Origin of the sequence: Streptomyces spirodelae (assembly GCF_017676385.1) — a bacterium.
Taxonomy (GTDB): Bacteria; Actinomycetota; Actinomycetes; order Streptomycetales; family Streptomycetaceae; genus Streptomyces; species Streptomyces spirodelae.
The window spans coordinates 100260-124185 of record NZ_JAFFZN010000024.1 but is presented as its reverse complement, the minus strand read 5'-3'; the positions used below and the strand labels follow the sequence as shown (position 1 = coordinate 124185).

20 protein-coding genes are annotated in these 23926 nt (G+C 72.4%); 9 read left to right on the top strand and 11 right to left on the bottom strand.

Annotation, left to right across the window (positions count from 1 at the left end):
- Positions 1 to 87 precede the first annotated feature (87 nt).
- Together JW592_RS24050 and JW592_RS24045 are read right to left on the bottom strand one after the other, a co-directional pair.
- Positions 88 to 1431: an SAM-dependent methyltransferase gene (locus tag JW592_RS24050; protein ID WP_209267295.1), complete on the bottom strand. Its 1344-nt coding sequence runs from the start codon at positions 1429 to 1431 to the stop codon at positions 88 to 90.
- A gap of 335 nt (positions 1432 to 1766) precedes the next feature.
- Complete coding sequence (locus tag JW592_RS24045; RefSeq protein WP_209267294.1) at positions 1767 to 3215, bottom strand: NAD(P)/FAD-dependent oxidoreductase; 1449 nt, start codon at positions 3213 to 3215, stop codon at positions 1767 to 1769.
- Positions 3216 to 3680: 465 nt separating this feature from the next.
- On the opposite strand from JW592_RS24045, the gene JW592_RS24040 reads away from it, so the two are divergent.
- The 7 genes from JW592_RS24040 (at position 3681) to JW592_RS24010 (ending at position 10620) form a co-directional block, all read left to right on the top strand.
- Positions 3681 to 4379 carry a lysoplasmalogenase family protein gene (locus JW592_RS24040; protein ID WP_209267293.1) on the top strand — a complete coding sequence of 233 codons (699 nt, stop codon included), beginning with the start codon at positions 3681 to 3683 and terminating at the stop codon, positions 4377 to 4379.
- A 108-nt stretch (positions 4380 to 4487) separates the two neighbouring features.
- Entirely contained in the window at positions 4488 to 5735 is a 1248-nt protein-coding gene (locus tag JW592_RS24035) for a cytochrome P450 family protein (RefSeq protein ID WP_209267312.1), read from the top strand.
- Between the two features lie 176 nt (positions 5736 to 5911).
- Entirely contained in the window at positions 5912 to 7003 is a 1092-nt protein-coding gene (locus tag JW592_RS24030) for a LysM peptidoglycan-binding domain-containing protein (RefSeq protein ID WP_209267292.1), read from the top strand.
- A gap of 135 nt (positions 7004 to 7138) precedes the next feature.
- Positions 7139 to 8419: a phosphopyruvate hydratase gene (gene eno, locus JW592_RS24025; RefSeq protein WP_209267291.1), complete on the top strand. Its 1281-nt coding sequence runs from the start codon at positions 7139 to 7141 to the stop codon at positions 8417 to 8419.
- A 91-nt stretch (positions 8420 to 8510) separates the two neighbouring features.
- Positions 8511 to 8987: an FtsB family cell division protein gene (locus tag JW592_RS24020; protein WP_209267290.1), complete on the top strand. Its 477-nt coding sequence runs from the start codon at positions 8511 to 8513 to the stop codon at positions 8985 to 8987.
- A gap of 110 nt (positions 8988 to 9097) precedes the next feature.
- Positions 9098 to 9637: a DUF501 domain-containing protein gene (locus JW592_RS24015; RefSeq protein ID WP_209267289.1), complete on the top strand. Its 540-nt coding sequence runs from the start codon at positions 9098 to 9100 to the stop codon at positions 9635 to 9637.
- Positions 9634 to 10620: a Ppx/GppA phosphatase family protein gene (locus JW592_RS24010; protein ID WP_209267288.1), complete on the top strand. Its 987-nt coding sequence runs from the start codon at positions 9634 to 9636 to the stop codon at positions 10618 to 10620. The genes JW592_RS24015 and JW592_RS24010 overlap by 4 nt, the downstream gene beginning before the upstream one ends.
- Positions 10621 to 10632: 12 nt before the next feature.
- Here the strand turns inward: JW592_RS24010 and JW592_RS24005 are convergent, their stop codons facing one another.
- From JW592_RS24005 to JW592_RS23990, 4 genes are all read right to left on the bottom strand, one after another.
- Positions 10633 to 10902: a type II toxin-antitoxin system RelE family toxin gene (locus JW592_RS24005; RefSeq protein ID WP_209267287.1), complete on the bottom strand. Its 270-nt coding sequence runs from the start codon at positions 10900 to 10902 to the stop codon at positions 10633 to 10635.
- Positions 10899 to 11171: a type II toxin-antitoxin system Phd/YefM family antitoxin gene (locus JW592_RS24000; protein ID WP_209267286.1), complete on the bottom strand. Its 273-nt coding sequence runs from the start codon at positions 11169 to 11171 to the stop codon at positions 10899 to 10901. The genes JW592_RS24005 and JW592_RS24000 overlap by 4 nt, the downstream gene beginning before the upstream one ends.
- A 126-nt stretch (positions 11172 to 11297) precedes the next feature.
- Positions 11298 to 12269 carry a nucleoside triphosphate pyrophosphohydrolase gene (locus tag JW592_RS23995; protein WP_209267285.1) on the bottom strand — a complete coding sequence of 324 codons (972 nt, stop codon included), beginning with the start codon at positions 12267 to 12269 and terminating at the stop codon, positions 11298 to 11300.
- A 95-nt stretch (positions 12270 to 12364) separates the two neighbouring features.
- A complete protein-coding gene (locus JW592_RS23990) occupies positions 12365 to 13033 on the bottom strand; it encodes a SurA N-terminal domain-containing protein (RefSeq protein WP_209267284.1) in 669 nt (222 codons plus the stop codon).
- Between the two features lie 289 nt (positions 13034 to 13322).
- Here JW592_RS23990 and JW592_RS23985 point away from each other — a divergent pair, with 289 nt between their 5' ends.
- Positions 13323 to 14585, top strand: a complete 1263-nt coding sequence (locus tag JW592_RS23985; RefSeq protein WP_209267283.1) for an FUSC family protein — start codon at positions 13323 to 13325, stop codon at positions 14583 to 14585.
- Positions 14586 to 14629: 44 nt separating this feature from the next.
- Here JW592_RS23985 and JW592_RS23980 read toward each other — a convergent pair whose 3' ends face one another.
- The 3 genes from JW592_RS23980 to JW592_RS23970 all read right to left on the bottom strand — a co-directional run bounded on the left by JW592_RS23980 (position 14630) and on the right by JW592_RS23970 (position 18710).
- Positions 14630 to 15916: a serine/threonine-protein kinase gene (locus JW592_RS23980; RefSeq protein WP_209267282.1), complete on the bottom strand. Its 1287-nt coding sequence runs from the start codon at positions 15914 to 15916 to the stop codon at positions 14630 to 14632.
- On the bottom strand, positions 15913 to 16656 hold the full coding sequence (locus tag JW592_RS23975; protein ID WP_209267281.1) for a hypothetical protein: 744 nt from the start codon (positions 16654 to 16656) through the stop codon (positions 15913 to 15915). Before JW592_RS23975 ends, JW592_RS23980 begins: the two co-directional genes overlap by 4 nt.
- Before the next feature lie 146 nt (positions 16657 to 16802).
- Positions 16803 to 18710 (bottom strand): N-6 DNA methylase, encoded by a 1908-nt coding sequence (locus JW592_RS23970; protein WP_209267280.1) that lies wholly within the window; start codon positions 18708 to 18710, stop codon positions 16803 to 16805.
- A gap of 244 nt (positions 18711 to 18954) precedes the next feature.
- Between JW592_RS23970 and JW592_RS23965 the strand changes: the two genes are divergently transcribed.
- Positions 18955 to 19569, top strand: a complete 615-nt coding sequence (locus tag JW592_RS23965) for a DUF4352 domain-containing protein (protein WP_209267279.1) — start codon at positions 18955 to 18957, stop codon at positions 19567 to 19569.
- 41 nt (positions 19570 to 19610) lie between these two features.
- Here the strand turns inward: JW592_RS23965 and JW592_RS23960 are convergent, their stop codons facing one another.
- Together JW592_RS23960 and mfd are read right to left on the bottom strand one after the other, a co-directional pair.
- Complete coding sequence (locus JW592_RS23960) at positions 19611 to 20201, bottom strand: Uma2 family endonuclease (protein ID WP_209267278.1); 591 nt, start codon at positions 20199 to 20201, stop codon at positions 19611 to 19613.
- A gap of 90 nt (positions 20202 to 20291) precedes the next feature.
- Positions 20292 to 23849: a transcription-repair coupling factor gene (gene mfd, locus JW592_RS23955; protein ID WP_209267277.1), complete on the bottom strand. Its 3558-nt coding sequence runs from the start codon at positions 23847 to 23849 to the stop codon at positions 20292 to 20294.
- Positions 23850 to 23926: the final 77 nt, after the last annotated feature.

Below are 23926 nucleotides of genomic sequence, written 5' to 3'. Positions count from 1 at the left end.
ACCGGAGCGGGTGGGCGGTGCCGCATCCGGACAGGGCACCCCCTGACCGGTACAGCGGCGGGCTGACCGGTACAGCGACGGGCCCGGCTATCCGTCCGCCGTCCACCTGCGGGTCCGCAACGGCAGGCCCGAGGCACCGGACTCGGGGGTCTTGACGGCCAGCACCTGGTTGACGCCGATCCGGTTGCGCTCGAAGGCCAGCGCCGAAGCCGCCATGTAGAGCCGCCAGACGCGGGCCCGTCCGGGGGTGGTGAGCCGTGCGGCACGCGGGAAGTCGGACTCCAGGTTGCGCACCCAGGCGCGCAGGGTCAGCGCGTAGTGCTCGCGCAGGGACTCCACGTCCCGCACCTCGAAACCGGCCCGCTCCAGCAGCGATACGGTGCGGCCGATGGGGGCGAGCTCCCCGTCGGGGAAGACGTAGGCGTCGATGAACGGGTCGACCTCGTATGCCTCTTCGTCAGCGAGGGGCCGGCGCGCGATCTGGTGGTTGAGCAGCCGCCCGCCGGGCTTCAGCAGGGCGTACAGGCTGTCGGCGTACTCGCGGTAGCGGGCCGCGCCGACGTGCTCCGCCATGCCGACGGAGGAAATCGCGTCATAGGGGCCGTCGTCGATCTCGCGGTAGTCCTGGACGCGGATCTCCACCCGGTCGGTCAGCCCCTCCTCGGCGATCCGCTTGCGGCCGTAGGCGGCCTGCTCCCGGGAGAGGGTGACGGCGACGGCGCGCACGCCGTACTCGCGCGCTGCGTGCAGGACGAGCGAGCCCCAGCCGCCGCCGACGTCCAGCAACCGCTGCCCCTCGCGCAGGGCGAGCTTGCGGCAGATCAGGTCGAGCTTGTCGTGCTGGGCCTCTTCCAAAGTGCCGTCCGGCTGCCAGTAGGCGCAGGAGTAGACCATGCTGGGGCCCAGTACGAGTTCGTAGAAGTCGTTGCCGACGTCGTAGTGGTGGCTGATGGCCTTGCGGTCGCTGCCGAGGGTATGGCGCAGGCCGGCGCGGCGGCGGGCCTCCTCTGCCGGCGGTGGGGGCGGCAGTCCGGGTCCCGCCAGCCGCAGCAGTTCGGCGGCGGCCGCGCGGGTCGCCGGGTCGCGGGCGAGGGAGAGCGCGCCGCGCACCCAACCGCCGCCGGAATCCTCGGCGTTGTCCGGCACCGCACCGGGCCCCTCGCCCCGTTCCCAGATCAGTCCCGCCATCAGTTCCAGCGCCCGGTACAGGTCGCCGTCGACGTCGAGGTCCCCGGCGACCCAGGCCCGCGCGAGCCCCAGCTCCCCGGGCCGCCACAGCACCCGGCGCAGCGCCCGCCGACTGCGTACGACCAGCACGGGGGCCTGCGGCGGCCCGGCCTCGCTGTTGTCCCACGCCCGCACCCGGACCGGGAGCGGGACCCCCAGCAGCTGTTCCGCGAGCGCGACGATCCGTTGGGCGGCACCGGCCATTGAGCACACCTCCGTGTCGGCAGGGGTGGATTCCCCGTACACGTAACGCGGGCGGGGGTGGGAGTATGCCCACTGTGCCCGGAGAACCGGCCGTTTCGGTACGGCGGAAACGGCCAGAGGGGCGTGAGCCCCACGGATGGCTCACGCCCCTCTGGGACGTACACGATGCGGCGCTCGGCCTGTGGCCGGGGCCTACCGATGTTGCTGGCCAGGGACTGCGCCGGGCTCTCCGCCGCAGTCTGCGGCTGCCCTGTTGACTGGTCGCGCAGTCCCCCGCACCCCTCCGGGCCGCCCCGCCGGTGCGGGCAGCGCCCTGCCCGACCGGCGGTCGGTTCTCAGGAGGAGGCGGCTGCCTTTTCGTTCTTGCCGTCGACCGGGCTGTCGGCCCGGCCGTCGGCGGTCGCCTTGCTGGTGTCGGTCGGCGCGGACGCCTCCGCCTTGCCGAGCGCGGCCGCTGTCACCGGAGCCGCCGCCTCGTAGAACTCGCCGCGCGGGTGCTCCATGGCGCCCAGCGAGACGACCTCGCGCTTGAGGAACATCCCCAGCGTCCAGTCGGCGAAGACCCGGATCTTGCGGTTCCAGGTGGGGACGGCCAGGCCGTGGTAGGCACGGTGGAAGTACCAGGCCAGCCGGCCGCGCAGCTTGATCTTCGTCTTGCCGAAGACGATCATCGCGACGCCCTTGTGCAGGCCGAGCCCCGCGACGGCGCCCTTGTTGGCGTGCTTGTACTTGCCCTGCGGGAAGCCGCGCATACCGGAGATGACGTTGTCCCCGAGCACCTTGGCCTGGCGCAGCGCGTGCTGCGCGTTGGGCGGGCAGAAGGCGCCCTCCTTGCCGGCGGCCAGGTCCGGCACCTGCGCGTTGTCGCCTGCGGCCCAGGCGTAGTCCACGCCCTTGACCTGCATGGAGGCGTCCACGTCCACATGGCCCTTGGGACCGAGGGGCAGCCCGAAGCGGGAGAGCACCGGGTTGGGCTTGACGCCCGCGGTCCACACGATGGTGCTGGAGTCGACCTCCAGCCCGTTCTTGAGCACGACATGGCCGTCCACGCAGGACTCCATGGAGGTGTTCAGGTAGACCTCGACGCCGCGCTTCTTGAGGTGCTCCAGGCCCCACTCGCCCAGCTTCGGGCCGACCTCGGGCAGGATGCCGGGGGCCGCGTCGACGAGGACGAACCGCATGTCCTCGCGCTTGACGTTGGGGTAGTACTTGGCGGCGTCCCGCGCCATGTCCTCGACCTCGCCGATGGTCTCGGCGCCGGCGAAACCGCCGCCGATGAAGACGAAGGTGAGTGCCTTGCGGCGGGCGTCCTCGTCCTGTGTGGAGTCCGCCTTGTCGAGCTGCTCCAGGACGTGGTTGCGCAGGCCGATGGCCTCTTCCACGCCCTTCATACCGATGCCGTTCTCGGCGAGACCGGGCACCGGGAAGGTCCGGGAGACCGCGCCCATCGCGATGACCAGGTAGTCGAAGGGCAGCTCGTACGCGTCGCCGACCAGCGGCGACACGTTGGCGACCTTGCGGTCCTGGTCGATGGAGGTGACGCGGCCGGTGAGGACCTCGGCCTTGGGGAGCACGCGTCGCAGGGGGACCACGACGTGGCGGGGTGAGATGCTGCCGGCGGCGGCTTCGGGGAGGAAGGGCTGGTACGTCATGTACGACCGCGGGTCGACGACCGTGACGGTCGCCTCGCCGTAGCGCATCTTCTTCAGAATGCGCCGCGCTGCGTACAGACCGACGTACCCGCCACCCACTACGAGGATTCGGGGACGCTCCGTGGTGCTCATGAAATCGAGTATCCACCCACCGGTGGGGGTCACTTCGTGAGGGCCTTCACAAGCATCACCACACCCTCTGCTACACTCCGCCGCCCCGTGATCGAGCCCACAGGGCGATGCCGGAACCACTGACCGCCGTGAGCCGTTGACACAGCTTTTGAGCTGCGGGGATCGACGAGGCGGCGGGTGAACCGCGTGACGGGGGACGGACCGTGTGCGTCCTGGGCGCCGGGAGCACATCCGGAACGCCGCCTTCCACCCCGTCTTCCGAGTCAAAACCGGGGCTCACCGGGCACTTTCTCATGTGAAACATTTCACGAAACTGGTGCGCCGGTGCGTTCGCAAGGCCCTTGTGAGGCCCTTCAAGGTCTATCAGTGGAGAGACACCCCGCTCAAGTGAGAGCGTTCGGCGCCTCTCGCCGGTACCCGGGCGCCGGGGTTGACGACACCCTACTCTGCGGTAACACTGCCCGGATGGCGCTCACCAAGGGCAGGAGCCTCGCAACGTTCGCCGCGCTGGCCGCCGCGGACCTCTACGCCACAGCGAAGGCCCCGAGGGGCCCCGCCCGCGCGGCGAAGCCCTTCCTCATGCCCGCGCTCGCCGCACACGCCCGGCACCTCTCGGCGCGTCCCCGCCGCCCGGCGCACCCCCGCCACCCCGCACAGCCCGGACGCCCGCCCGCAGCGCTGCTGGCCGGGCTCGCCTGTGCCACCGCGGGTGACACCGCACTGCTGTGGGACCGCCACCACCGCGCGCTGCTGACCGGCATGGCCGCCTTCCTCGGTACCCAGGTCAGCTACACCGCGGGCATGACGGCACAGCTCGGCGCCGTACGGGGACTGCGGGCCCGGCCGAAACGCGCGGCGGCCGCGTTCGCCGCCTGGGGCGTGGTCAACGCGGCGTTGGCGCCCACGCTGGAGCGCCGGCTGCGCCTCCCGGTCGCGGGCTACAGCCTCGCGCTCACCGCGATGGGTGCGGCGGCGCTCGGCGTCGGGGGCAAGGTCGCCGCCGGGGCGCTGGCGTTCATCGCCTCGGACGCGCTGATCGGACTCCAGGCAGCGGGGCACGAGTTCCCCTCCCAGGAGGTGCTGATCATGGCGGGGTACCTGCTGGGCCAGTACCTGATCACCACCGGCTGGCTGGAGCGCGCCCCGGCAGGCGTACCGGACTGAGCGCGCGCCGCCCGGGCCGAGCCCGCGCCGCGCCCGGCGCATACCGTCGTGGACGTGCACCACCCGAACGATCACGCGCCCGGCTCCGGGCCCGCGTCCCCGCCGCCCATGCCGCCCCTGTTCGACTGGCGGTTCGCCGCCGACCCCTACCCCGCCTACGCCTGGCTGCGCGAGCACGCTCCGGTGCGCAGGACCCGGCTGCCCAGCGGGGTGGAGGCGTGGCTGGTGACCCGGTACGCCGACGCGCGGCAGGCGCTGGCCGACCCGCGGCTGAGCAAGAACCCGCACCACCACGGCGAGCAGAGCGCGCACGGCAAGGGCAAGGTCGGCATTCCGGGCGAGCGCAGCGCGAACCTGATGACGCATCTGCTCAACATCGACCCGCCGGACCACACCAGGCTGCGCCGGCTGGTGTCCAAGGCGTTCACTCCGCGCCGGGTCGCCGCCTTCGCACCCCGGGTACGGGAACTCGCGGACGGACTCATCGACTCCTTCGCGGCGCGCGGCGAGGCCGACCTCATCCACGAGTACGCCTTTCCGCTGCCGATCTACGCCATCTGCGAGATGCTCGGCGTACCGCGCGAGGACCAGGAGGACTTCCATACCTGGGCGGGCATGATGCTGCATCAGCCGGGCAGTCCGCGCGGCGGTGTGGGCCGCGCGGTCAAGCGGATGCGCGGCTATCTCGCGGAGCTGATCCACCGCAAGCGCGCCGAGCTGGCCCGCGAACAGGGCGCCGACGACCTCATCTCCGGCCTCATCCACGCCTCCGACCACGGCGAGCACCTCACCGAGAACGAGGCGGCCGCGATGGCGTTCATCCTGCTGTTCGCCGGATTCGAGACCACCGTCAACCTGATCGGGAACGGCACATACGCGCTGCTGCGCCACCCCGGGCAGCGCGCCGTCCTCCAGCGGGCTGTCGCGGAGGGGGACGAAGGGCTGCTGGCCGGCGCCGTGGAGGAACTGCTGCGCTACGACGGGCCGGTCGAGATGGCGACCTGGCGGTTCGCCACCCGCGAGCTGACCCTCGGCGGACAGCTGGTGCGGGAGGGCGAGCCGGTGCTGGTCGTCCTCGCGGCGGCCGACCGCGACCCGGCCAAGTTCGCCGAGCCGGACGCCCTGGACCTCACCCGCCGGGACAACCAGCACCTCGGATACGGGCACGGCATCCACTACTGCCTGGGCGCGCCGCTCGCCCGGCTGGAGGGACAGACGGCGCTCGCCACGCTGTTGCACCGGCTCCCGGATCTGCGGCTGGCGGCCGCCCCGGACGAGCTGCGGTGGCGCGGGGGACTCATCATGCGCGGGCTGCGCTCGCTGCCGGTGGAGTTCACCGCGGCCGACCACCGGTGACCCGAACCGTGCGGGCAATGTGACGGAGCATCACTTATGTGACCGCCGCGTGATGTGTACGACATTGGCTTGTGACTGTCGGCATTCACAGCTACGTTCGGTCACCGACTTCGGCCCTCGGCCGTCGTCACCGACTTCGGTCGTTCGTCACGCTTGTCCCCCACGAGAGGTCACCCATGCTCTCCGGTAACGGTCGGCATCGCCGCCCTCGCCAGGCCCCCGCTCTCTTCGTCGCCGCCGGGGTCACAGGTGCCGGAATCGCCCTCCCGCTGCTCGGCGCCACCGGCGCGCACGCCGCCGACGCCGGGACCTGGGACCGCGTAGCGGACTGCGAGAGCGGCGGCGCCTGGAGCGCGAACGACGCCAACGGCTACTACGGCGGGCTCCAGTTGGACCTGGACACCTGGAAGTACTACGGCGGGACGATGTACGCCGAGCGTCCCGACCTGGCCAGCCGGAGCGAGCAGATAGCCATCGGCGAGAAGATCCTCGAAGCCGAGGGGCCCCACGCGTTCCCGCACTGCGGAAGCGGCCTGAAGGTGCCCGGCCTCGGTCAGGGGCCGGACGCGACGCCGGACCAGAAGCCCTCCCAGTCGCCGTCCGAGACCCCCTCGCCGTCCGAGTCCCCGTCCGCATCCCCGTCGCAGGAGACGGGCAAGCCGGAGCAGTCCGCGCGCCCCGACGACTCGGGGAAGCCCGGTGGAACCGGCGAGCCTGACAAGTCCGATAAGCCCAGCAAGCCCGGCAAGGGCTCGCCGGACACGGAGCCGTCCCCCGGTGCGGAGCCGGGCGACAGCGCGGGCGAGCAGCCCTCCGGCGAGGAGTCCGACACTCCCGGGGACGGGTCGAGTACGTCGCCGCGCCCGCCGTCCGGTGGCGACTCCGACTCCGGCCCGGCCGAGGACGACGAGTCCGGTTCGGACTCCTCCAGCTGGTCGAACCTCGGCCCGTCGAGCCCGGACCGGCTCAACTCCCCGCCCGATGAGTCCGATGAGACCGATGCGCCCAAGGAGTCCGGGAAGTCCGGTAAGGGCAAGCACCGTGGCAGCCCCGCCGAGGACGACCGGGCCTCCCGCGGCGGCGACCGCGACCGGGCCCGCGAGGGTGGCGGCAAGCACCGGGTCACCGTACGGGCCGGCGACTCGCTGACCCGGATCGCCGCGCAGCACGAGGTCGCGGGCGGTTGGGCCGAGCTCTACGAGCGCAACCGCGAGACGATCGGCGACGACCCCGACCTCATCCGCCCGGGCCAGCACCTGACGCTGTAACCGCGCTCGCGCCGGGTCCGGGACGGGCCCCGGGGTGGGACACCCGGGGAGGAAATGGGACAGCCGCGTGGGCGCGCTGGGTGGGACGGTTAGGCTCGGGGCGGAGAAAGTCGTCCCAGACGAAGGAGAAACCTCGTGCCGTCCATCGACGTCGTCGTAGCCCGCGAGATCCTCGACTCGCGAGGCAACCCCACCGTCGAGGTCGAGGTCGGCCTCGACGACGGCAGCACCGGCCGTGCTGCCGTGCCGTCCGGCGCCTCGACCGGCGCCTTCGAGGCGCTCGAACTGCGCGACGGTGACGCCGCGCGCTACAACGGGAAGGGCGTCGAGAAGGCCGTCCTCGCCGTCATCGAGCAGATCGGCCCCGAGCTGGTCGGCTACGACGCCACCGAGCAGCGCCTGATCGACCAGGCGATGTTCGACCTGGACGCCACGGCCGACAAGTCCTCCCTGGGGGCCAACGCCATCCTCGGCGTCTCACTCGCCGTCGCGCACGCCGCCTCCGAGGCGTCCGACCTGCCGCTCTTCCGCTACCTGGGCGGCCCGAACGCGCACCAGCTGCCGGTGCCGATGATGAACATCCTCAACGGCGGCTCCCACGCGGACTCGAACGTCGACATCCAGGAGTTCATGATCGCGCCGATCGGCGCCGAGTCGTTCTCCGAGGCGCTGCGCTGGGGCGCCGAGGTCTACCACGCGCTCAAGGGCGTGCTCAAGGAGCGCGGTCTGGCCACGGGCCTGGGCGACGAGGGCGGTTTCGCGCCCAACCTCGGCTCGAACCGCGAGGCCCTCGACCTGATCATCGAGGCCATCCAGAAGGCCGGTTACAACGCCGGCCAGGACATCGCGCTGGCGCTGGACGTGGCCGCCTCCGAGTTCTACGAGGAGGGCGTCTACGCCTTCGAGGGCCAGAAGCGCTCGGCCGCCGAGATGACCGAGTACTACGAGCAGCTCGTCACCGACTACCCGCTGGTCTCCATCGAGGACCCGCTGTTCGAGGACGACTGGGCGGGCTGGAAGACCATCACCGACAAGCTGGGCGACAAGGTGCAGCTGGTGGGCGACGACCTGTTCGTCACCAACCCCGAGCGGCTGGCCCGCGGCATCGAGGAGGGCAGCGCCAACGCGCTGCTCGTCAAGGTCAACCAGATCGGCTCGCTGACCGAGACGCTGGACGCGGTCGAGCTGGCGCAGCGCAACGGCTTCAAGTGCATGATGTCGCACCGCTCCGGCGAGACCGAGGACGTGACCATCGCCGACCTGGCCGTCGCGGTCAACTGCGGCCAGATCAAGTCGGGCGCCCCGGCCCGCTCCGAGCGCGTCGCCAAGTACAACCAGCTGCTGCGCATCGAGGAGATCCTGGACGACGCGGCGGTCTACGCCGGCCGTTCGGCGTTCCCCCGCTACAAGCGCTGAGCAGTCGGCCGGCTCACGGTGCCGTACCCCCTCGTGACCGAGGGGGTACGGCACCGCAGGTGTCCACCCGCGAGGGACACGAGGGAGAGGTATGGGAGCGGACCGGGACCGTTTCTCCACCGCGACGCGACTGCGCGCCCTCGGCGCCCAGGCAGCCGAGCGGGTCTACCGGGCGCAGGGCAGGACGGTACGCACCCCGCGCAAGGGTCGGCTCACCGGCCGGGCCGCGCTGCTGGCCCTGGTGCTGTGCTCCCTCGTTGTGGCGCTCGCCTACCCGACGCGGCAGTACGTCACGCAGCGCTCCGAGATCGCCGACCAGCGCGAGCAGGCCGAGCACGCGCGGGCCGCGGTCGAACGGCTCCGCGAGCAGCGGGCGCGCTGGCAGGACCCCGCGTACGTGGAGCAGCAGGCCCGGGCGCATCTGCACTTCGTACGGCCCGGCGAGACCGGCTACATCGTGCGGGACGGCACGGCTGACGTACGCCGCCCCCGCCCCCACGGGCCCGCCGACCGGGCCTGGTACCAGAAACTGTGGGACGGGGCGGACAGCGCGGACCGGGCCGAGTAGCCCGCCGCCCTCCCCCTCCCCCTTCTCCCTCCCGTCCCTTCCCTCCCTCTCCCTTTCCACCTCCCTCCCCTTTCCCCGACGACCGAAGCGAAGCGACGAGCACCCCACCCATGGAAACCCCACCGCCACGGACCGAGCCGACGCCGCCCACCGGCGCGGACATCGCCGCCTTCAAGGAGCAGCTCGGCCGCCCGCCGCGCGGGCTGCGCGCCATCGCCCACCGGTGCCCCTGCGGGCTGCCCGACGTGGTGGAGACGGCGCCCCGGCTGGAGGACGGTACGCCGTTCCCCACCACGTACTACCTGACGTGCCCGCGCGCCGCCTCCGCCATCGGAACGCTGGAGGCGGACGGGGTGATGAAGGAGATGACGGCGCGGCTCGCCGAGGACACGGAGCTGGCCGACGCCTACCGCGCCGCGCACGAGGACTATCTGGCGCGCCGTGATGCCATCGAGGAGCTGGTGGGCTTCCCGAGCGCGGGCGGGATGCCCGACCGGGTCAAATGCCTGCACGTACTGGTCGCGCACTCGCTGGTGGCGGGCCCCGGCGTCAACCCGCTGGGTGACGAGGCGCTGGCGATGCTGCCCGAGTGGTGGCGCAAGGGCCCGTGCGTGACGGTGCCCGAGGAGAGCGAGGACGGACAGGCATGACGACGAGCCGAGTCGCCGCGATCGACTGCGGCACCAACTCCATCCGCCTGCTGGTGGCGGACCTCACTGTGTCCGACAGCGCCTCCGGCGCGGGGGAAACGGGCACCCTGACGGACCTGGACCGCCGGATGGAGATCGTCCGGCTGGGGCAGGGCGTGGACCGCACGGGGCGGCTGGCGCCCGAGGCGCTGGAGCGGACGTTCGCGGCGTGCCGACGGTACGCCGAGGTCATCGCCTCCTTCGGGGTGCCGCCCGAGCGGACCCGTTTCATCGCCACCTCCGCGTCCCGTGACGCGGAGAACCGGGACGAGTTCGTCAGCGGCGTGCTGGACATCCTCGGCGTGGAACCCGAGGTGATCACGGGTGACCAGGAGGCGGACTTCTCCTTCACCGGCGCGACCAAGGAGCTGGCCGCCGGCACCTTCGCACCGCCCTACCTGGTGGTGGACATCGGCGGCGGCTCCACCGAGTTCGTGCTGGGCGCCGAGAGCGTCGAGGCGGCCCGCAGTGTGGACATCGGCTGCGTGCGGCTGACCGAGCGCCATCTCACCGTGGACGGCGCGCTCACCGAGACCCCGACCGCGGCCCAGGTGGACGCGGTCCGCGCCGACGTGTCGGCGGCGCTGGACGAGGTGGCCCGCACGGTACCGCTGGAGCGCGCCCGCACCCTGGTGGGCCTGGCGGGAACCGTCACCACCTTGGGGGGTATCGCGCTGGACCTGGACGCCTACGACTCGTCCCGCATCCACCACACCCGCGTACCGCTCCACCGGATAAGGGAACTGACCGAGCGCCTGCTGTCCGCGACCCACGACGAGCGCGCCGCCATCCCGGTCATGCACCCGGGCCGCGTCGACGTCATCAACGCCGGCGCCCTGGTCCTGCTGACGATCATGGAACGGCTCGGCGCCGAGGAAGTCGTGGTCAGCGAACACGACATCCTCGACGGCATCGCGTTCCATACGGCACTCGACGAGCGGTAGGAGGAGGGGACGCTACAGGTTGCGGTAGACGTCCCGCCGGTCGCCCACCTTGACGACAAGGATGACAAGTTCACCGTCGTTGATCTGGTACGCGACCCTGTAGTTGCCGACTCGGAGCCGGTAGAGATCCGAGGGACCGTTGAGCTTCTTGATGTCGGCGTCCTCACGGTACGGATCGTCGCCGAGAGCGGTCAACGCGGTCAGGATACGCATGGCTTCGGGGCGGTCGATGGCCCGGAGCTGCCGCTGTGCCGCTGTGGTGAACCGGAACGCGTACTTCACGCGGCGCCTTCGCTGCGCTCGCTGAACAGGTCCGCCAGCAGCTCGGCCATCGAAATGGTGGGTTCGCCATCGGCCAGGACTGCTTCGGCTTCGCGGGCCAGCATCACGTCGGCCGCTTCTTCCAATGCTTCGAAGTCGGCGATCGGCACGACTGCGGCAACCGGGGCACCGTTGCGGGTGATGACAGTCGGAGTGCCTTCCTCGGCCTGATTGATGTGTTCCGCGAAATGTGCGCGTGCGTCCCTGACGGTCGCGGTGTTCTCAGCCATGGATTCAGTGTACACAACTTCGTGTACACAAGCCTTGGGGGTCGCGTTCGTGAGTCCCCGACGACATCGCCTTCGAGGCGGCCGCCGAGGCCATGGGCTGACGGCGGCGCGTCACCGTGGCCGCGGTCAGGACTCTCGGTCCTTGATGAGGTCGCGGTATTCGCGGGCCGCGGCGCGCAGGGCCGCCTCCGGGTCGATGCCCTCCCGTTCGGCCTGGGCGGCCAGTGCCAGCAGGGCGTAGCCCACCCCCTCGCGGGAGGTCTCCGGGGCGGGGAGGCCGGCGGTGCGGGCTCGGCCGGCGAGCTTCGCGGCGAGGGAGAGGGCCGGCTGGCCCAGTGGGACGCCCTCGGTCACCGATACCCGTCCGGACTTCTCCAGGGCCTTGCGACGCTGCCAGTGCGCCTCCACCTCGGCGGCGGTCTCGGCGACGTCGTCGCCGAAGACGTGCGGGTGGCGGTGGACCAGCTTCTCCACCAGGGTTCCGGCCACGTCGTCGATGCCGAACGGCTCCTCGGGGTCGTCCTGGGCGATACGGGCGTGGAAGACGACCTGGAGCAGTACGTCGCCGAGCTCCTCGCGCAGCTCTTCGCGGTCGCCGCGTTCGATGGCGTCGATGAGCTCGTAGATCTCCTCGACGCCGTACTTGAGCAGGTCCTCATGGGTGCGCAGGGCGCTCCACGGGCATGCGCGGCGGATGCGGTCCATGATCTGGACGGCGTCCAGCAGCCGGGCGCCGGGCAGGTCGTAGGAGCCGGGCAGCAGCTCCAGTTCGGGCATGGCCACCCGTCCTGAGCCCGCCAGCCGGGCGAGGCCGTCGGTGAGCGCGGGCTCGCCCTCGGCGGTGGCCAGCACGACGACCGACCTGCCGCCGCCCTGCGCGCACTCCTCCACCAGGGCCCGCGCGTCCAGCTCGACGCCGGCCTCCGCCTTGACCCCGGCGTCCCGCACATAAGGGAGCTGCGGGTGTGCCGGGTCGGCGCACAGCACCCGGTCGGCGGTGCGCAGTGCTTCCCAGGCGGGCCAGGACAGCAGTCCGGGCGCCACCCGGTGGGTGGTGGTGAGCAGGACGATACGGCCGGTCTCGGGGATCTCGTTCACCCTACGAACGTACTGCGTCCGCGGGGGAGGGACGTACCCGGTTTCCCGCGGGGCTCCGGACGATTCCGCGGGCCCCCGGACCGGGGGCGCCCCGGCTACATCCGCTGGTCCGGGGCCTGGCGGGCCGCCTCACCGGTCACCTCGCGCAGCCACGGGGTCTTCGCTCCCGTGAGGGTGGAGCGGTTCGCGTCCCACTTGCCGTAGCGCGGATTCACATTGATCTTCATGCTCTTGGAGACCTTGGCCAGCTCCGTGGTCAGCCGCTGGTTCCCGTCGGGCGACGTCGGGTCGATGCCCTTCGCCTCGGCGATCTTCCCGACGAGCAGCTGCATCCGGATGCGGTCGTCGATCTCGTCGGGAGCGACGCTCTGCTGCCGCAGCAGCACCGCCTCGAGCTGCTTGCGGCCGCCCGCCTGTCCTTCGAGCTCCGTGCGGACCCGCTGGACCTCGCGGCGGCTGACGCGCACTCCCTCGTCGTCGGCCGCCTGTTCGACGATGCGCTGGCGGATCATGCCGTCGAGGGTGGCCCGGGTCAGCTTGCCGCTCTGCTTGATCATCTGCTCGCCCTGCGGGGTGGCGCGCTGCGCGTCCCGGACGGCACCGACCCGGGACTGGAGCTGCGCCATGCTGATCCGGTCGCCCTTCACCAGCGCCGCCGCACCCGGGTGCGCGTCGTTGCCGCACGCGGTGAGCAGCGGTGCCGCGACGACGAGCGCCGCGACGGCGGAGAGGGTGAGCGCGGACCTGCGGTGACGGCTTTCCATGGGGCCTCCCGGCGGCGGCGAGGGGTCGCGCGTCCTCGCACGACCTGGCGATGATCGATGGTAGGGAGTCGAACGGGTCCATGACCACCGGTTCGACATCAAATCGACCAACGATTCGGGACGAGTTGGGTAGCTGCCGACCCGCCGCCCGTGGGGCGCGCGGTGATTTCCGGGTCACTCGGGTGACCCGGGGCCGATGGAGTCCTGCGAGCCGCCGACCGAACCGGACCTGTCACCCCGACGGCGCTCTCCCTGTGGCAAGGGGAGGAAAACCGGGGAGGGACGCAGGGTGCGCGAAGTCACCGACCCACTGCTGAGCCTGGTGCGGCGGCACCGGGAGCCCGTGGTCGCCCAGACGGCCCGGTCGACCATCGCCGCTGTGATCAGCTACGCCGTCGCCACCCAGCTCAGCAGCGAGGCCGCGCCGCTGACAGCGCCGCTCACCGCGCTGCTGGTCACCCAGGTGACCCTCTACACGACACTGCGGACGGGTATCCGCCGGGTCAACGCGGTCGTCGCCGGTGTGCTGGTCGCCAGCGGCTTCAGCGCCCTGGTCGGTCTGACCTGGTGGAGCCTGGGGGTGGTCATCCTCGCGGCGCTGATCATCGGCCGCTTCGTGAAGGCGGGCGAGTTCGTGCCCGAGACGGCGATCAGTGCGATGCTGGTGCTCGGCGTGACCCAGAACCAGGTGGCGCAGATGGCCTGGGACCGCGTGCTGGAGACACTGATCGGCGCGGTCGTCGGGCTCGGCTTCCAGGTGCTGTTCGTCCCTCCGGTATGGGTGCAGCCCGCCGGGGACGCCGTCATCGACCTCGCCGGCCGGATGCGGCGGCTGCTGCTGGGTCTCGGCGAGGACGTGTGCGGCTTCACCCCCGTCAGCCAGGCCGCCGACCGGCTGCACCAGGCGCGGCGGCTCGACCACGACATCGTGGAGGTCGATGTCGAGCTGCGGCGTGCCGAGGACAGCCTGCGGCTCAACCCGCGCGTGCGGGAGGGGCTGCTCTCCCGCGTCGTACTGCGGACCGGCCTGGACGCGCTGGAGATCTGCGCCGTCGTCCTGCGCACCACCGCGCGGACGGTCACCGACCTGGCCAAGAAGCGCTTGGACGAGCCGCTGTTCAGCGAGGAGATCGCGAACAGCATGCGGGAGCTGTACGTTCATATGTCCGCTGCTGTCGAGGCGTTCGCCGTGCTGATCACCACCCCGGTCAGCGCCAGCGCCGAGGAGGCCGAGGACCGGCTGGTCCGGGAGCTGGAGGCCAGCCGCGCCAGCCGGGACACGGTCGCCTTCCAGCTCCTGGACAAGGTGCGCGAGCACCCCCGGCAGTGGCAGTTGCACGGCGCGCTGCTCGCCGAGGCCGACCGGCTCCTCGACGAGCTGGATGTGGAGAAGCGCTCCCAGCGGCTCTGGGAGGAGCTGGACCGGCAGTCCCGTGAACAGCGCGAACGCAACCCCGTGCTCCGCCGTATCCGCCAGATCCGCAGCCGCGAACGCGCCCACCAGCGCGAACTGGAGGAGGAGCGGGAGCTGGAGTGGGAGGAGGAGCACTGACCGCGGGCGGCGCCGGGCGCGGTCACGGTGTCAGGATCACCGCGTCAGTAGGGGCCGGTATGCGGCGCCGGCGGGGCCAGCTGCCGACGGCAGAGCGCCTCGTCCTGGAGGAGCTGGGCGACGGCGGGGTCGTGCAGCCCGCGCTCGCGGATCAGGTCGCGCAGCAGTGCGCCGAGCTCGGGCAGCGCCTGGGCGTACTGGGCGGTGTCCACCAGCACGGTGGCGTACTGCTTGCGCAGGGTACGCACGACGGACGAGGTCTCGCCGTAGGTGGTGACCGCCACCGGCAGGGCCCGGCCGAGCAGCGCCGCGACCTGGGCGTAGCGGCCCGCGGCCAGCAGCCGGCGGATGTCCTCCAGCACGGCGTTCAGGTCCCCGTCGGGCGTGGGCGCCGCTCCGCGCCGGGGCGGCCACGGTGCGGCGGGGGCCAGGAAGGGCCGGGTGGGGTCGAGCGGCGGCCCGGGCACGCGCTCCCCGGCTCGGGGCAGCAGCGGGGCGAGGGCCGCGTACACCTCGTGGGCGTCGGCGGGACGGCGGGCCGGGTCGCGGTCGAGCAGGCGGCGGACGAGCCCGGGCAGCGGCGCGGGGACGTCGGGGCACAGCAGTTCGAGCGAGTCGGGCTCCTCGTGCAGCTTCTTGTAGAGCAGCCCGGCCGCCTCCGGCGCCTCGAACGGGGTGCGCCGGGCGAGCAGTTCGTACAGCACCACGCCCAGCGCGTACAGATCGGCGGCCGGGCCGACAGCCGCGCCGCCGGTCGCCTGCTCGGGCGCCATGTAGACGGGGGTGCCGACCAGCGCACCGGTACGGGTGAGACGGGTGACGTCGGGCGCGCCGACCGAGGCGATGCCCAGATCCAGGATGACGACCCGGCCGTCGGGTCTGACCATCACATTGCCGGGCTTGAGGTCCCGGTGGACGACACCTGCGGCGTGCACAGCGGCGAGCGCCGAGCACAGCTGCGCGGCGACCGCGACCGCCCACTGCCACGGGTAGGGATCGTGTTCGGCGAGGTGGTCGGCCAGGTCGCTGCCGTCGAGCCGCTGCATCACCAAGTACAGCTCCTCGCCGTCCTGGCCCGCGTCATAGACCGTCACCAGCCCCGGGTGGTCGATCTGCGCGGTCACCCGGCATTCGCGCGCGAAACGGCGCCGCAGTTCCTCGGGGTCGGCGCTGCGCACAAGAGAGGCCATCCGCTCCGAGTGCGCCAGCTTCACGGCGACGGGACGGCTGCCGAGCCCGGCGTCGAGGGCGCCCCACACCTGGCCCATACCACCCTTGCCGAGCGGTTCGGACAGCTCGTACCGGCCCGCGATCAGCCGGCCGGGCGTCACGCCGGGCCCCGGGAGTCGGGCCGCTGCCGCCCGTCCTGCGGCTGCTGCCGCAGCAGTTCACCCAGCTCGTCGAGTTCGGAGGCGACCTGCCGCATCCGGGGTGAGGTCGAGGACGCCGGGCCAGGCTGCGGGGCCGCCGTCACGGTGGGGGCGTACGGCGAGGCGCCACCGTACGGGGGCGGGGTCGGGGACGAGGGCTGCGACGGGGGCTGGGGCCCGGGGGCGTACGACCCAGGCGCGTGGGGTCCGGAGGCGTGCGGCCCAGGCGCGTGCGGGCCTGGGGCGTACGGGCCCGGTGCGGGCGGAGGTGTGTGCGCCGGCGCGTACGCGGTGTGCGCGGCGGTCTTCGGCCGACCGGCGCGCGGGGCACGGTCGGCGAGCACGGCGTGCACCACGGCACCGCCGATCAGCAGCACGATGTAGACCCCGGCTGCGAGCTGCGCGTTGCCCTCCTCCCCCGGTTTCGTCTCCGGTACGACGAAGAGCAGCACGATGTAGACCGCGGTCAGCACGCACGCCCCCGCGAACACCGCCCAGTCGCGCGATCGGCGCCGCAGCACCGCGAACCGCAGCGAGGGCACCCAGGTCAGCAGCCCCAGCGACCAGAGAGGGAACGACGCGAAGGCGATCCGTACCAGCAGGGCACGGGTGGTCGCGCTGCGCGCCCCGGCACCGGCCGCGCCGGCGGTACCGGGACCGGGCGGCGGCTGGGGTGGCTGGGGCGCGGCCGGGCCGTACATCTTTCCTCCTGTTGGACAGGGCGGACAAGGCAGGAGGTGAGCGTATACAGCGGTACGGACTCGCGGATACGCGGCGGCGGAGGGAAGCGGAATCGTTGCCAAGTCCCGCCGCCCGCCGGGCGGTCGCCGGTGGCCGGCAACCGCCGTCACGACGGCGGGACGGTGCCGTCTGCCAGTCCGTCGAACATGCCCTGGACGAACTCCTCGCCCAGTTCACCCACCCGCCGCAGGGCGGCCTCGAACTCGGCGAGGCGGCGAAAGCGTTCCCCGTAGGCGCGCTGCCGCTCCAGCGGCAGCCGCGGCAGCCGCAGTCGGCGCACATCGATCCGGGAGGCGCTGGAGGCGTAGCTGCTGGCCTGCCGGGTGTTGGCGGTTGAGCGCAGGAACCCGACGACGAACCAGGGGTCCAGCGCCGTCGGATCGGGCCGCAGCAGACACAGCGGCTTGCCCAGCCGGGCCCCGCCCTCGCCCTCGGCGACCACATGGGCCGCGCCCCGGCCGGTCACCGGGAGCACGACGTCACCCGGCGCGGTGGTGACCGGTTCGGCGCCGGCGGTGTGCACTTCCAGGGCTCCGCTGCGGGCGAGTTCCCCGACGGTCGCCTCGGGCAGCGCCGCGCCTGCGGGCCCGGGCGGCTGCTCCCCCTCCGGGGCGGACGTGTCGGCTCCGCTCAGCTCCAGGGTGCGGCGCAGGGTGCGCTCCAGATCGGCGCGGACGGAGGCGAGCGCCGCGGCGTCCGTTCCGGTACCGCCCGGCAGCAGATGGCGCGCCGGGCTCAGGTCCACCTCGTCGTCCAGCAGGTCGATCACCGGCAGGGTGGCGCACACCCCGGGTTCCTCGGGCACGCTCCGGCCCGCGTCGTGCGCCCGCCACGCGGCCACCACGGCGTCGGCCGTCCGTTCCCAGGAGGGCGGCTCCTCGTCCTCGGCACGGCCGCCCGCGTCCATCAGCAACAGCCGTGAGGCGGCGCCCGAGGTGCCGCCCGGCTTGCGCAGCACCCACAGGTGGAGCGGCAGGCCGTGCGGGGCCGCGGCGCCCGGCGGGAGCGCGAGGACGGCGCGGAGCGCCCCCTTGCGCAGCAGCGCGGCGCGCACCCGGCGGCCCGTGCGGCGGGCGGCGACGGCGGGCGGCAGCAGCAGTACGGCGGTGCCGCCCGGCCGCAGCCGGGACAGCGCGTGCTGCACCCAGGCCAGTTCGGAGTCGGTGCGGGCGGGCAGGCCGTAGGTCCAGCGCGGATCGTAGGCCAGTTCGTCGTGGCCCCAGTTGCGCTCGTTGAACGGCGGATGGCACAGAACCGTCGTCACCAGCGGTGCGTCGGCCGCGGGTTCGGTGCGCAGCGCGTCCTCGGTACGGACATCCACGGCGGGCGGCCCTGCCCGGCCCGTACCGGCAGCGCGCAGGGTGAGGCGGAGCGCCGCCAGCCGGGCGAGGAGAGGGTCGCTCTCTTGGCCGTGCAGCGCGACGCGGACGCCCGAGGGAGCGCCGCCCGAAGGAGCGCCGCCCGAGGGGCCGGGAGCTTCCGGGTCCGGGGAGGCGGCCAGGAGCAGTTCGGCCGAGCCGCAGGCCGGGTCCAGCACCGCCTCACCGGGTCCGGCGAGCCGGGCCATGAGCGCGGCGGTGGGCTGCGGAGTACGGGCGTACTGGCGGGGGTTGGCGTCGAAATAGTCGGCGAGCAGCTGCTCGAACGCCGCGGTCGGCCCCGCCTGAGCCGCCATCAGGCCGAGTTCGCGCCGGGCCTCGCCGAGCGGGTCCCCGGCCGGCAGCTCGCCCAGGCCCGCCAGGTGTTCCCCGGCCCGCACCAGCGCCGGGCCGTATCCCTCGGGGGCGCTCTCCAGCCGGCGGCGTACGCGTTCCCGCAGCGGGGCCTCGGCGAGCTTGCCCTGGTCGCGGAGCCAGCTCTCCACCTGGGCGAGGGAGAAGGTGGGGCTGGTCTCGGTGCCGCCGACGGGGCGGGGGAAGTCGGCGTAGCGGCGTCGCCAGTTGCTGACCGCGGCCCTGCCGACGCCGGCCAGCCGGGCAATGGCCGCTGCCGTCACTTCCGTGCCGTCCGACACCGTGTTCCTCCGTTCGCCGGGCACACCCGTTCGCTCGTCGTCGTGGCCGTAGGGGTCCGCACGAGCATACCCATCACCCTGCCGCCCCTCTCTGTTCACGGCGTGAATGGCCACGCGTTGGCAAATGCGTGTTGACTCAATTCACAAGCAATGCTGTTATTGACCCAGCGATTCGGCCCGTTCGGTTCACAGCGCGGCGGACCGCTCTGTTCACACCACTCACCACTCGACCGGAGGTCGCAGCATGCCCGTACGCGCACTGCCCCGTAGGCGCCCGTTGTCCGTCGTCGCCGTCACCGCCGCCACGGTGCTCTCCCTCGGCGCACTCGGCGCCTGCTCGATGGAGGAGCCCAGCACCGAGAAGGCCGGGACGAGCCAGTCGGCCAAGAAGGGAAAGGACAAGAAGGGCAAGGGCCGGGCCGGCGAGGGCTCGGCGAAGGGCGGCGGCAGCGAGGGCAGCGGCCCGCGCGCCGCAGGCGAGTCCGCCGTGTACTCCAAGAAGGGGCTCAAGGTCACGGTCGCGGCGCCCGAGAAGTTCACACCCTCCGCCTACGCCGCCGGGCACAAGTCGGGGCAGCAGGCGTACAAGCTGCGGGTGACGCTGGAGAACACCGGTGACGCCAAGATCGACACCGCCCTGGTCACCGTCGGCGCCCGGCAGGGCCGGGACGGCGAGACGACGGCCGGGATCTTCGACGGCGACACCGTCGGCAGCGGCTTCACCGGCCACCTGCTGCCCGGCAAGCGGGCCACCGCCACCTACGGCTTCGATGTGGCACCCGGCGCCAAAACGCTCGACATCGAGGTCAGCGTGAACGACTTCGAGACCGAGCCGGCGCAGTGGAGCCTCAAGCTCTGACCGCGCACCCCACGGGGGCGTCCCCGGCTCCGGAGCCCGTGTCAGCCCTGCCTGCGCTCCGGCCCGTAGCGGGGCAGCCCCTCGGTCGCCAGCTTGGTGCGGAGACCTTCCAGCTCCAGGGGTACCTCCTCGCCGTACTCGCCGCGCAGACTCCCCTGGTAGGCCCCGCCCTTCGGCACGGTGTGCAGCGTCCAGTGGCCCTGCCGGGGATCGATCACCAGGTACGCGGGCACATCGGCTTCCGCGTACCAGCTCACCATGTCCCGCGTGTCCTTGGTGGCGCTGCCCCGCGAGACGACCTCCACGGCCAGCACGGAGCTCCCGGGCTCGGCCAGCCAGTCGTCCGAGTCACCGAAGGCGGCGTCGCAGACGAGCAGGTCGGGGGTGGCGTAGTCGTCGGGGTCGTGCGGGAGGGCGACGGAGGCGAGCTGGAAGGCGTCAAGGCCGTCCGGCAACACGGGCAAGAGCTGCCGTTCCACCACATTGACCACCTTCGCGTGCTTGCCACGCGGGGTGGGAGACATCATGAGAACCCCTCGGATGATCTCGGCTCGCAGGCCCGTGGCCTCCTCCGCCGCCTCTGCCGTACGGCGCAGGCCGGTCATCCCTCGCTCCGGGACAGTCATGTTCATGAAGTCCTCCCTACCGCTGCGCGTGCCGCAAACCTACGAGCCGCGGCACACGCACCGGTGCTAGTGAGCCCTTTTCACACTATCCGGTGACTACGCCCCCGGCACCGCCGTCAAGAACTCCCCCACCCACGCCAGGAGTTCGCGGCCCGTGAGCGGCTTGGCGCCGATCTTGGTGGGCTTGGGGCGGGGGACCAGCACCTGGTGGGTGGCCTGCTTGACGACCGAGCCGGGGTAGAGCCGCTTGAGCCGCAGCTCCTGCGACTCGCGCAGCTCCACGGGGCTGAAGCGGACGTTGTTGCCCTGGAGGGTGATGTCGGTGACCCCGGCGGAGCGGGCCAGCATCCGCAGCCCGGCGACCAGCAGCAGGTTCTCCACCGGCTCGGGCAGCGGCCCGTAGCGGTCGGTCAGCTCCTCGCGTACGGCGGCGATGTCCTCCTCCGTGTTGGCGGCGGCGATCGAGCGGTACGCCTGGAGCCGCAGCCGCTCGCCCGGCGCGTAGTCGTGCGGGACATGGGCGTCGACCGGCAGCTCGATCTTGACCTCCAGCGGCGCCTCCTCCACCGGGCCCGCCTCCAGCGCCGCGCGGTAGTCGGCGACGGCCTCACCGACCATCCGTACGTACAGGTCGAAGCCGACCCCGGCGATATGACCCGACTGCTCGCCGCCGAGCAGATTGCCGGCGCCGCGGATCTCCAGGTCCTTCATCGCCACGTACATACCGGCGCCCATCTCGGTGTGCTGGGCGATGGTGGCCAGCCGCTCGTGCGCCGTCTCGGTCAGCGGCTTCTCCGGCGGGTAGAGGAAGTAGGCGTAGCCCCGGTCGCGGCCGCGCCCCACCCGGCCGCGCAGCTGGTGCAGCTGGGAGAGCCCGAAGGTGTCGCCCCGCTCGACGATGAGGGTGTTGGCGTTGGAGATGTCGATGCCGTTCTCCACGATCGTCGTGGAGACGAGCACATCGAATTTCTTCTCCCAGAAGTCGACCACCACCTGCTCCAGCGCCTGCTCGCTCATCTGCCCGTGCGCGGTGGCGATCCGGGCCTCCGGGACGATCTGCCGCAGCCGGGCCGCGGCCCGGTCGATGGACTCGACCCGGTTGTGGATGTAGAAGACCTGTCCCTCGCGCAGCAGCTCACGGCGGATCGCCGCACCGATCTGCTTCTCCTCGAACGGGCCGACGAAGGTGAGCACCGGATGCCGCTCCTCCGGCGGCGTGGTGATGGTGGACATCTCGCGGATGCCGGTGACGGCCATCTCCAGCGTCCGGGGGATCGGCGTCGCCGACATCGTCAGCACGTCCACGTTGGCGCGCAGCTTCTTCAGCTGCTCCTTGTGCTCGACGCCGAACCGCTGCTCCTCGTCGACGATGACCAGGCCCAGCTCCTTGAACTTCGTCTCCGAGGAGAAGAGCCGGTGGGTGCCGATGACGACATCGACGGTGCCGTCCCGCAGCCCGTCCAGGGTGGCCCGCGCCTCGGTGTCCGTCTGGAACCGGGAGAGCGCGCGGACGTTGACGGGGAACTGGCCGTACCGCTCGGTGAAGGTGGAGAAGTGCTGCTGCACCAGCAGCGTCGTCGGCACCAGAACCGCCACCTGCTTGCCGTCCTGCACCGCCTTGAACGCGGCCCGCACGGCGATCTCCGTCTTGCCGTACCCGACGTCGCCGCAGATCAGCCGGTCCATCGGGACTGACTTCTCCATGTCGTCCTTGACCTCGCCGATGGTGGTGAGCTGATCCGGGGTCTCCGCGTACGGGAACGCGTCCTCAAGTTCGCGCTGCCAGGGGGTGTCCGCGCCGAACGGGTGCCCCGGCGCTGCCATCCGCGCGCTGTAGAGCTTGATCAGGTCGGCGGCGATCTCCTTGACCGCCTTCTTGGCCCGCGCCTTGGTCTTCGTCCAGTCGGCACCGCCCAGCCGGTGCAGGGTGGGCTGCTCGCCGCCGACGTACTTGGTGATCTGCTCCAGCTGGTCGGTGGGCACGAACAGCCGGTCCCCTGGCTGGCCGCGCTTCGCGGGCGCGTACTCCACCAGCAGATACTCGCGGGTGGCGCCCTGCACCGTGCGCTGCACCATCTCGATGTAGCGGCCCACGCCGTGCTGCTCGTGCACGATGTAGTCGCCCGGCTGGAGCGTGAGCGGGTCGATCTGCTTGCGGCGCCGCGCCGGCATCCGGGTGCCGTCCTTGCCGGCGGCCTTCTGGCCCGACAGATCGGTCTCCGTCAGCACCGCCAGCTTGAGGCCGGGGGCGACGAAACCGGTGTCGAGGGAGCCGCACGCCACATGCACGAGTGACGGGTCCAGCGTCAGCTGCGGGCCCGCCGGCCTGGCCGGCACCCCCTCCCCGCCGAGCACCTCGACGGTGCGCGCCGCCGGACCGTGCGCCTCGGTGACGTACACGCACCGCCAGCCGTCGGACAGCCAGCCCTTGGTGTCGGCCAGCGCGCGGGCCGTGTCCCCCCGGTACGACTCGGGGGCGCGCAGTCCGAGCTGGAGGGTGTCCCCGTCTTCCTCGGCCACCCCTTCCACGTCTGCGGCGAACTGGCTCACCGTCCACCACATCATGCCCAGCTCGCGGGCGTGCTCCCGCACCTCCGCGATCCCGCGCAGCGAGGCGGCGCCCACATCGATCGGGGCCCGCGCCCCCTCGCCGTCCCCGGCACCGGCCGTCGCCGCCCAGGATGCCTGCAGGAACTCCTGGCTCGTCGCCACCAGGTCGGCCGCACGGGTACGCACCCGCTCCGGGTCGCACACCACCGTCATGCTGCCGGCCGGGAGCACGTCCAGCAGCAGCTCCATCTCGTCCACCAGCACCGGTGCCAGGGACTCCATGCCCTCGACCGCGATCCCCTCGGCGATCTTGCCGAGCAGCTCGTGCAGCTCCGGGTGGACCTCGGCCAGCTCCGCCGCGCGCCGCCGCACCTCGTCCGTCAGCAGCAGCTCACGGCACGGCGGCGCCCACAGCCCGTGCTCGGCGATCTCAAGGGACCGCTGGTCGGCGACCTTGAAGTAGCGGATCTCCTCCACCTCGTCGCCCCAGAACTCCACCCGGATCGGGTGCTCCTCGGTGGGCGGGAAGACGTCCAGGATGCCGCCGCGCACCGCGAAGTCGCCGCGCTTCTCCACCAGCTCGACGCGCGCGTAGGCGGCAGCCGCCAGCGCGTCGACCGTCTCCTCCAGATCCGCTGTCTGCCCCTGCTTCAGCGCTACGGGCACCAGCTCGCCCAGCCCCTTGACCTGGGGCTGGAGAACCGAGCGGATCGGCGCGACGACGACCGAGACCGGGCCGGTCGCCGGGTCGGAAGGATCGGGGTGCGCCAGCCTGCGCAGGACGGCCAGGCGGCGGCCCACCGTGTCGGAGCGCGGGCTGAGCCGCTCGTGCGGCAGCGTCTCCCACGACGGGTACTCGACGACGCCCTCCTCCGGGAGGAGCGAGCGCAGTGCGGCCCCCAGGTCCTCGGCCTCGCGGCCGGTGGCCGTCACCGCCAGCACCGGCCGCCCCGCCGAGCGGGCCAGCGCGGCCACGGCGAAGGGGCGGGCCGCCGCCGGGCCGACGATGTCGACGTGGTGCCGGTTGCCGTCCGCTGCGGCCTTGACGGCCTCCTCCAGCGCGGGGTCCTTGGTGACGGCATCGAGCAGACCGTGCAGGCTCATGAAGGCTTCGCTTTCGGCTTTCCGTCCGGGGGGCGCACGCGTCGCTGCGCTGGGCGCACACGACGAGAGCCCGGCTC

Bases quoted from the DNA above. Each gene is read 5' to 3' on its own strand.
- JW592_RS24050 (WP_209267295.1), bottom strand. From the start codon at position 1,431: ATGGCCGGTGCCGCCCAACGGATCGTCGCGCTCGCGGAACAGCTGCTG.
- JW592_RS24045 (WP_209267294.1), bottom strand. From the start codon at position 3,215: ATGAGCACCACGGAGCGTCCCCGAATCCTCGTAGTGGGTGGCGGGTAC.
- JW592_RS24040 (WP_209267293.1), top strand. From the start codon at position 3,681: ATGGCGCTCACCAAGGGCAGGAGCCTCGCAACGTTCGCCGCGCTGGCC.
- JW592_RS24035 (WP_209267312.1), top strand. From the start codon at position 4,488: ATGCCGCCCCTGTTCGACTGGCGGTTCGCCGCCGACCCCTACCCCGCC.
- JW592_RS24030 (WP_209267292.1), top strand. From the start codon at position 5,912: ATGCTCTCCGGTAACGGTCGGCATCGCCGCCCTCGCCAGGCCCCCGCT.
- JW592_RS24020 (WP_209267290.1), top strand. From the start codon at position 8,511: ATGGGAGCGGACCGGGACCGTTTCTCCACCGCGACGCGACTGCGCGCC.
- JW592_RS24015 (WP_209267289.1), top strand. From the start codon at position 9,098: ATGGAAACCCCACCGCCACGGACCGAGCCGACGCCGCCCACCGGCGCG.
- JW592_RS24010 (WP_209267288.1), top strand. From the start codon at position 9,634: ATGACGACGAGCCGAGTCGCCGCGATCGACTGCGGCACCAACTCCATC.
- JW592_RS24000 (WP_209267286.1), bottom strand. From the start codon at position 11,171: ATGGCTGAGAACACCGCGACCGTCAGGGACGCACGCGCACATTTCGCG.
- JW592_RS23990 (WP_209267284.1), bottom strand. From the start codon at position 13,033: ATGGAAAGCCGTCACCGCAGGTCCGCGCTCACCCTCTCCGCCGTCGCG.
- JW592_RS23975 (WP_209267281.1), bottom strand. From the start codon at position 16,656: ATGTACGGCCCGGCCGCGCCCCAGCCACCCCAGCCGCCGCCCGGTCCC.
- JW592_RS23965 (WP_209267279.1), top strand. From the start codon at position 18,955: ATGCCCGTACGCGCACTGCCCCGTAGGCGCCCGTTGTCCGTCGTCGCC.
- JW592_RS23960 (WP_209267278.1), bottom strand. From the start codon at position 20,201: ATGAACATGACTGTCCCGGAGCGAGGGATGACCGGCCTGCGCCGTACG.
- mfd (WP_209267277.1), bottom strand. From the start codon at position 23,849: ATGAGCCTGCACGGTCTGCTCGATGCCGTCACCAAGGACCCCGCGCTG.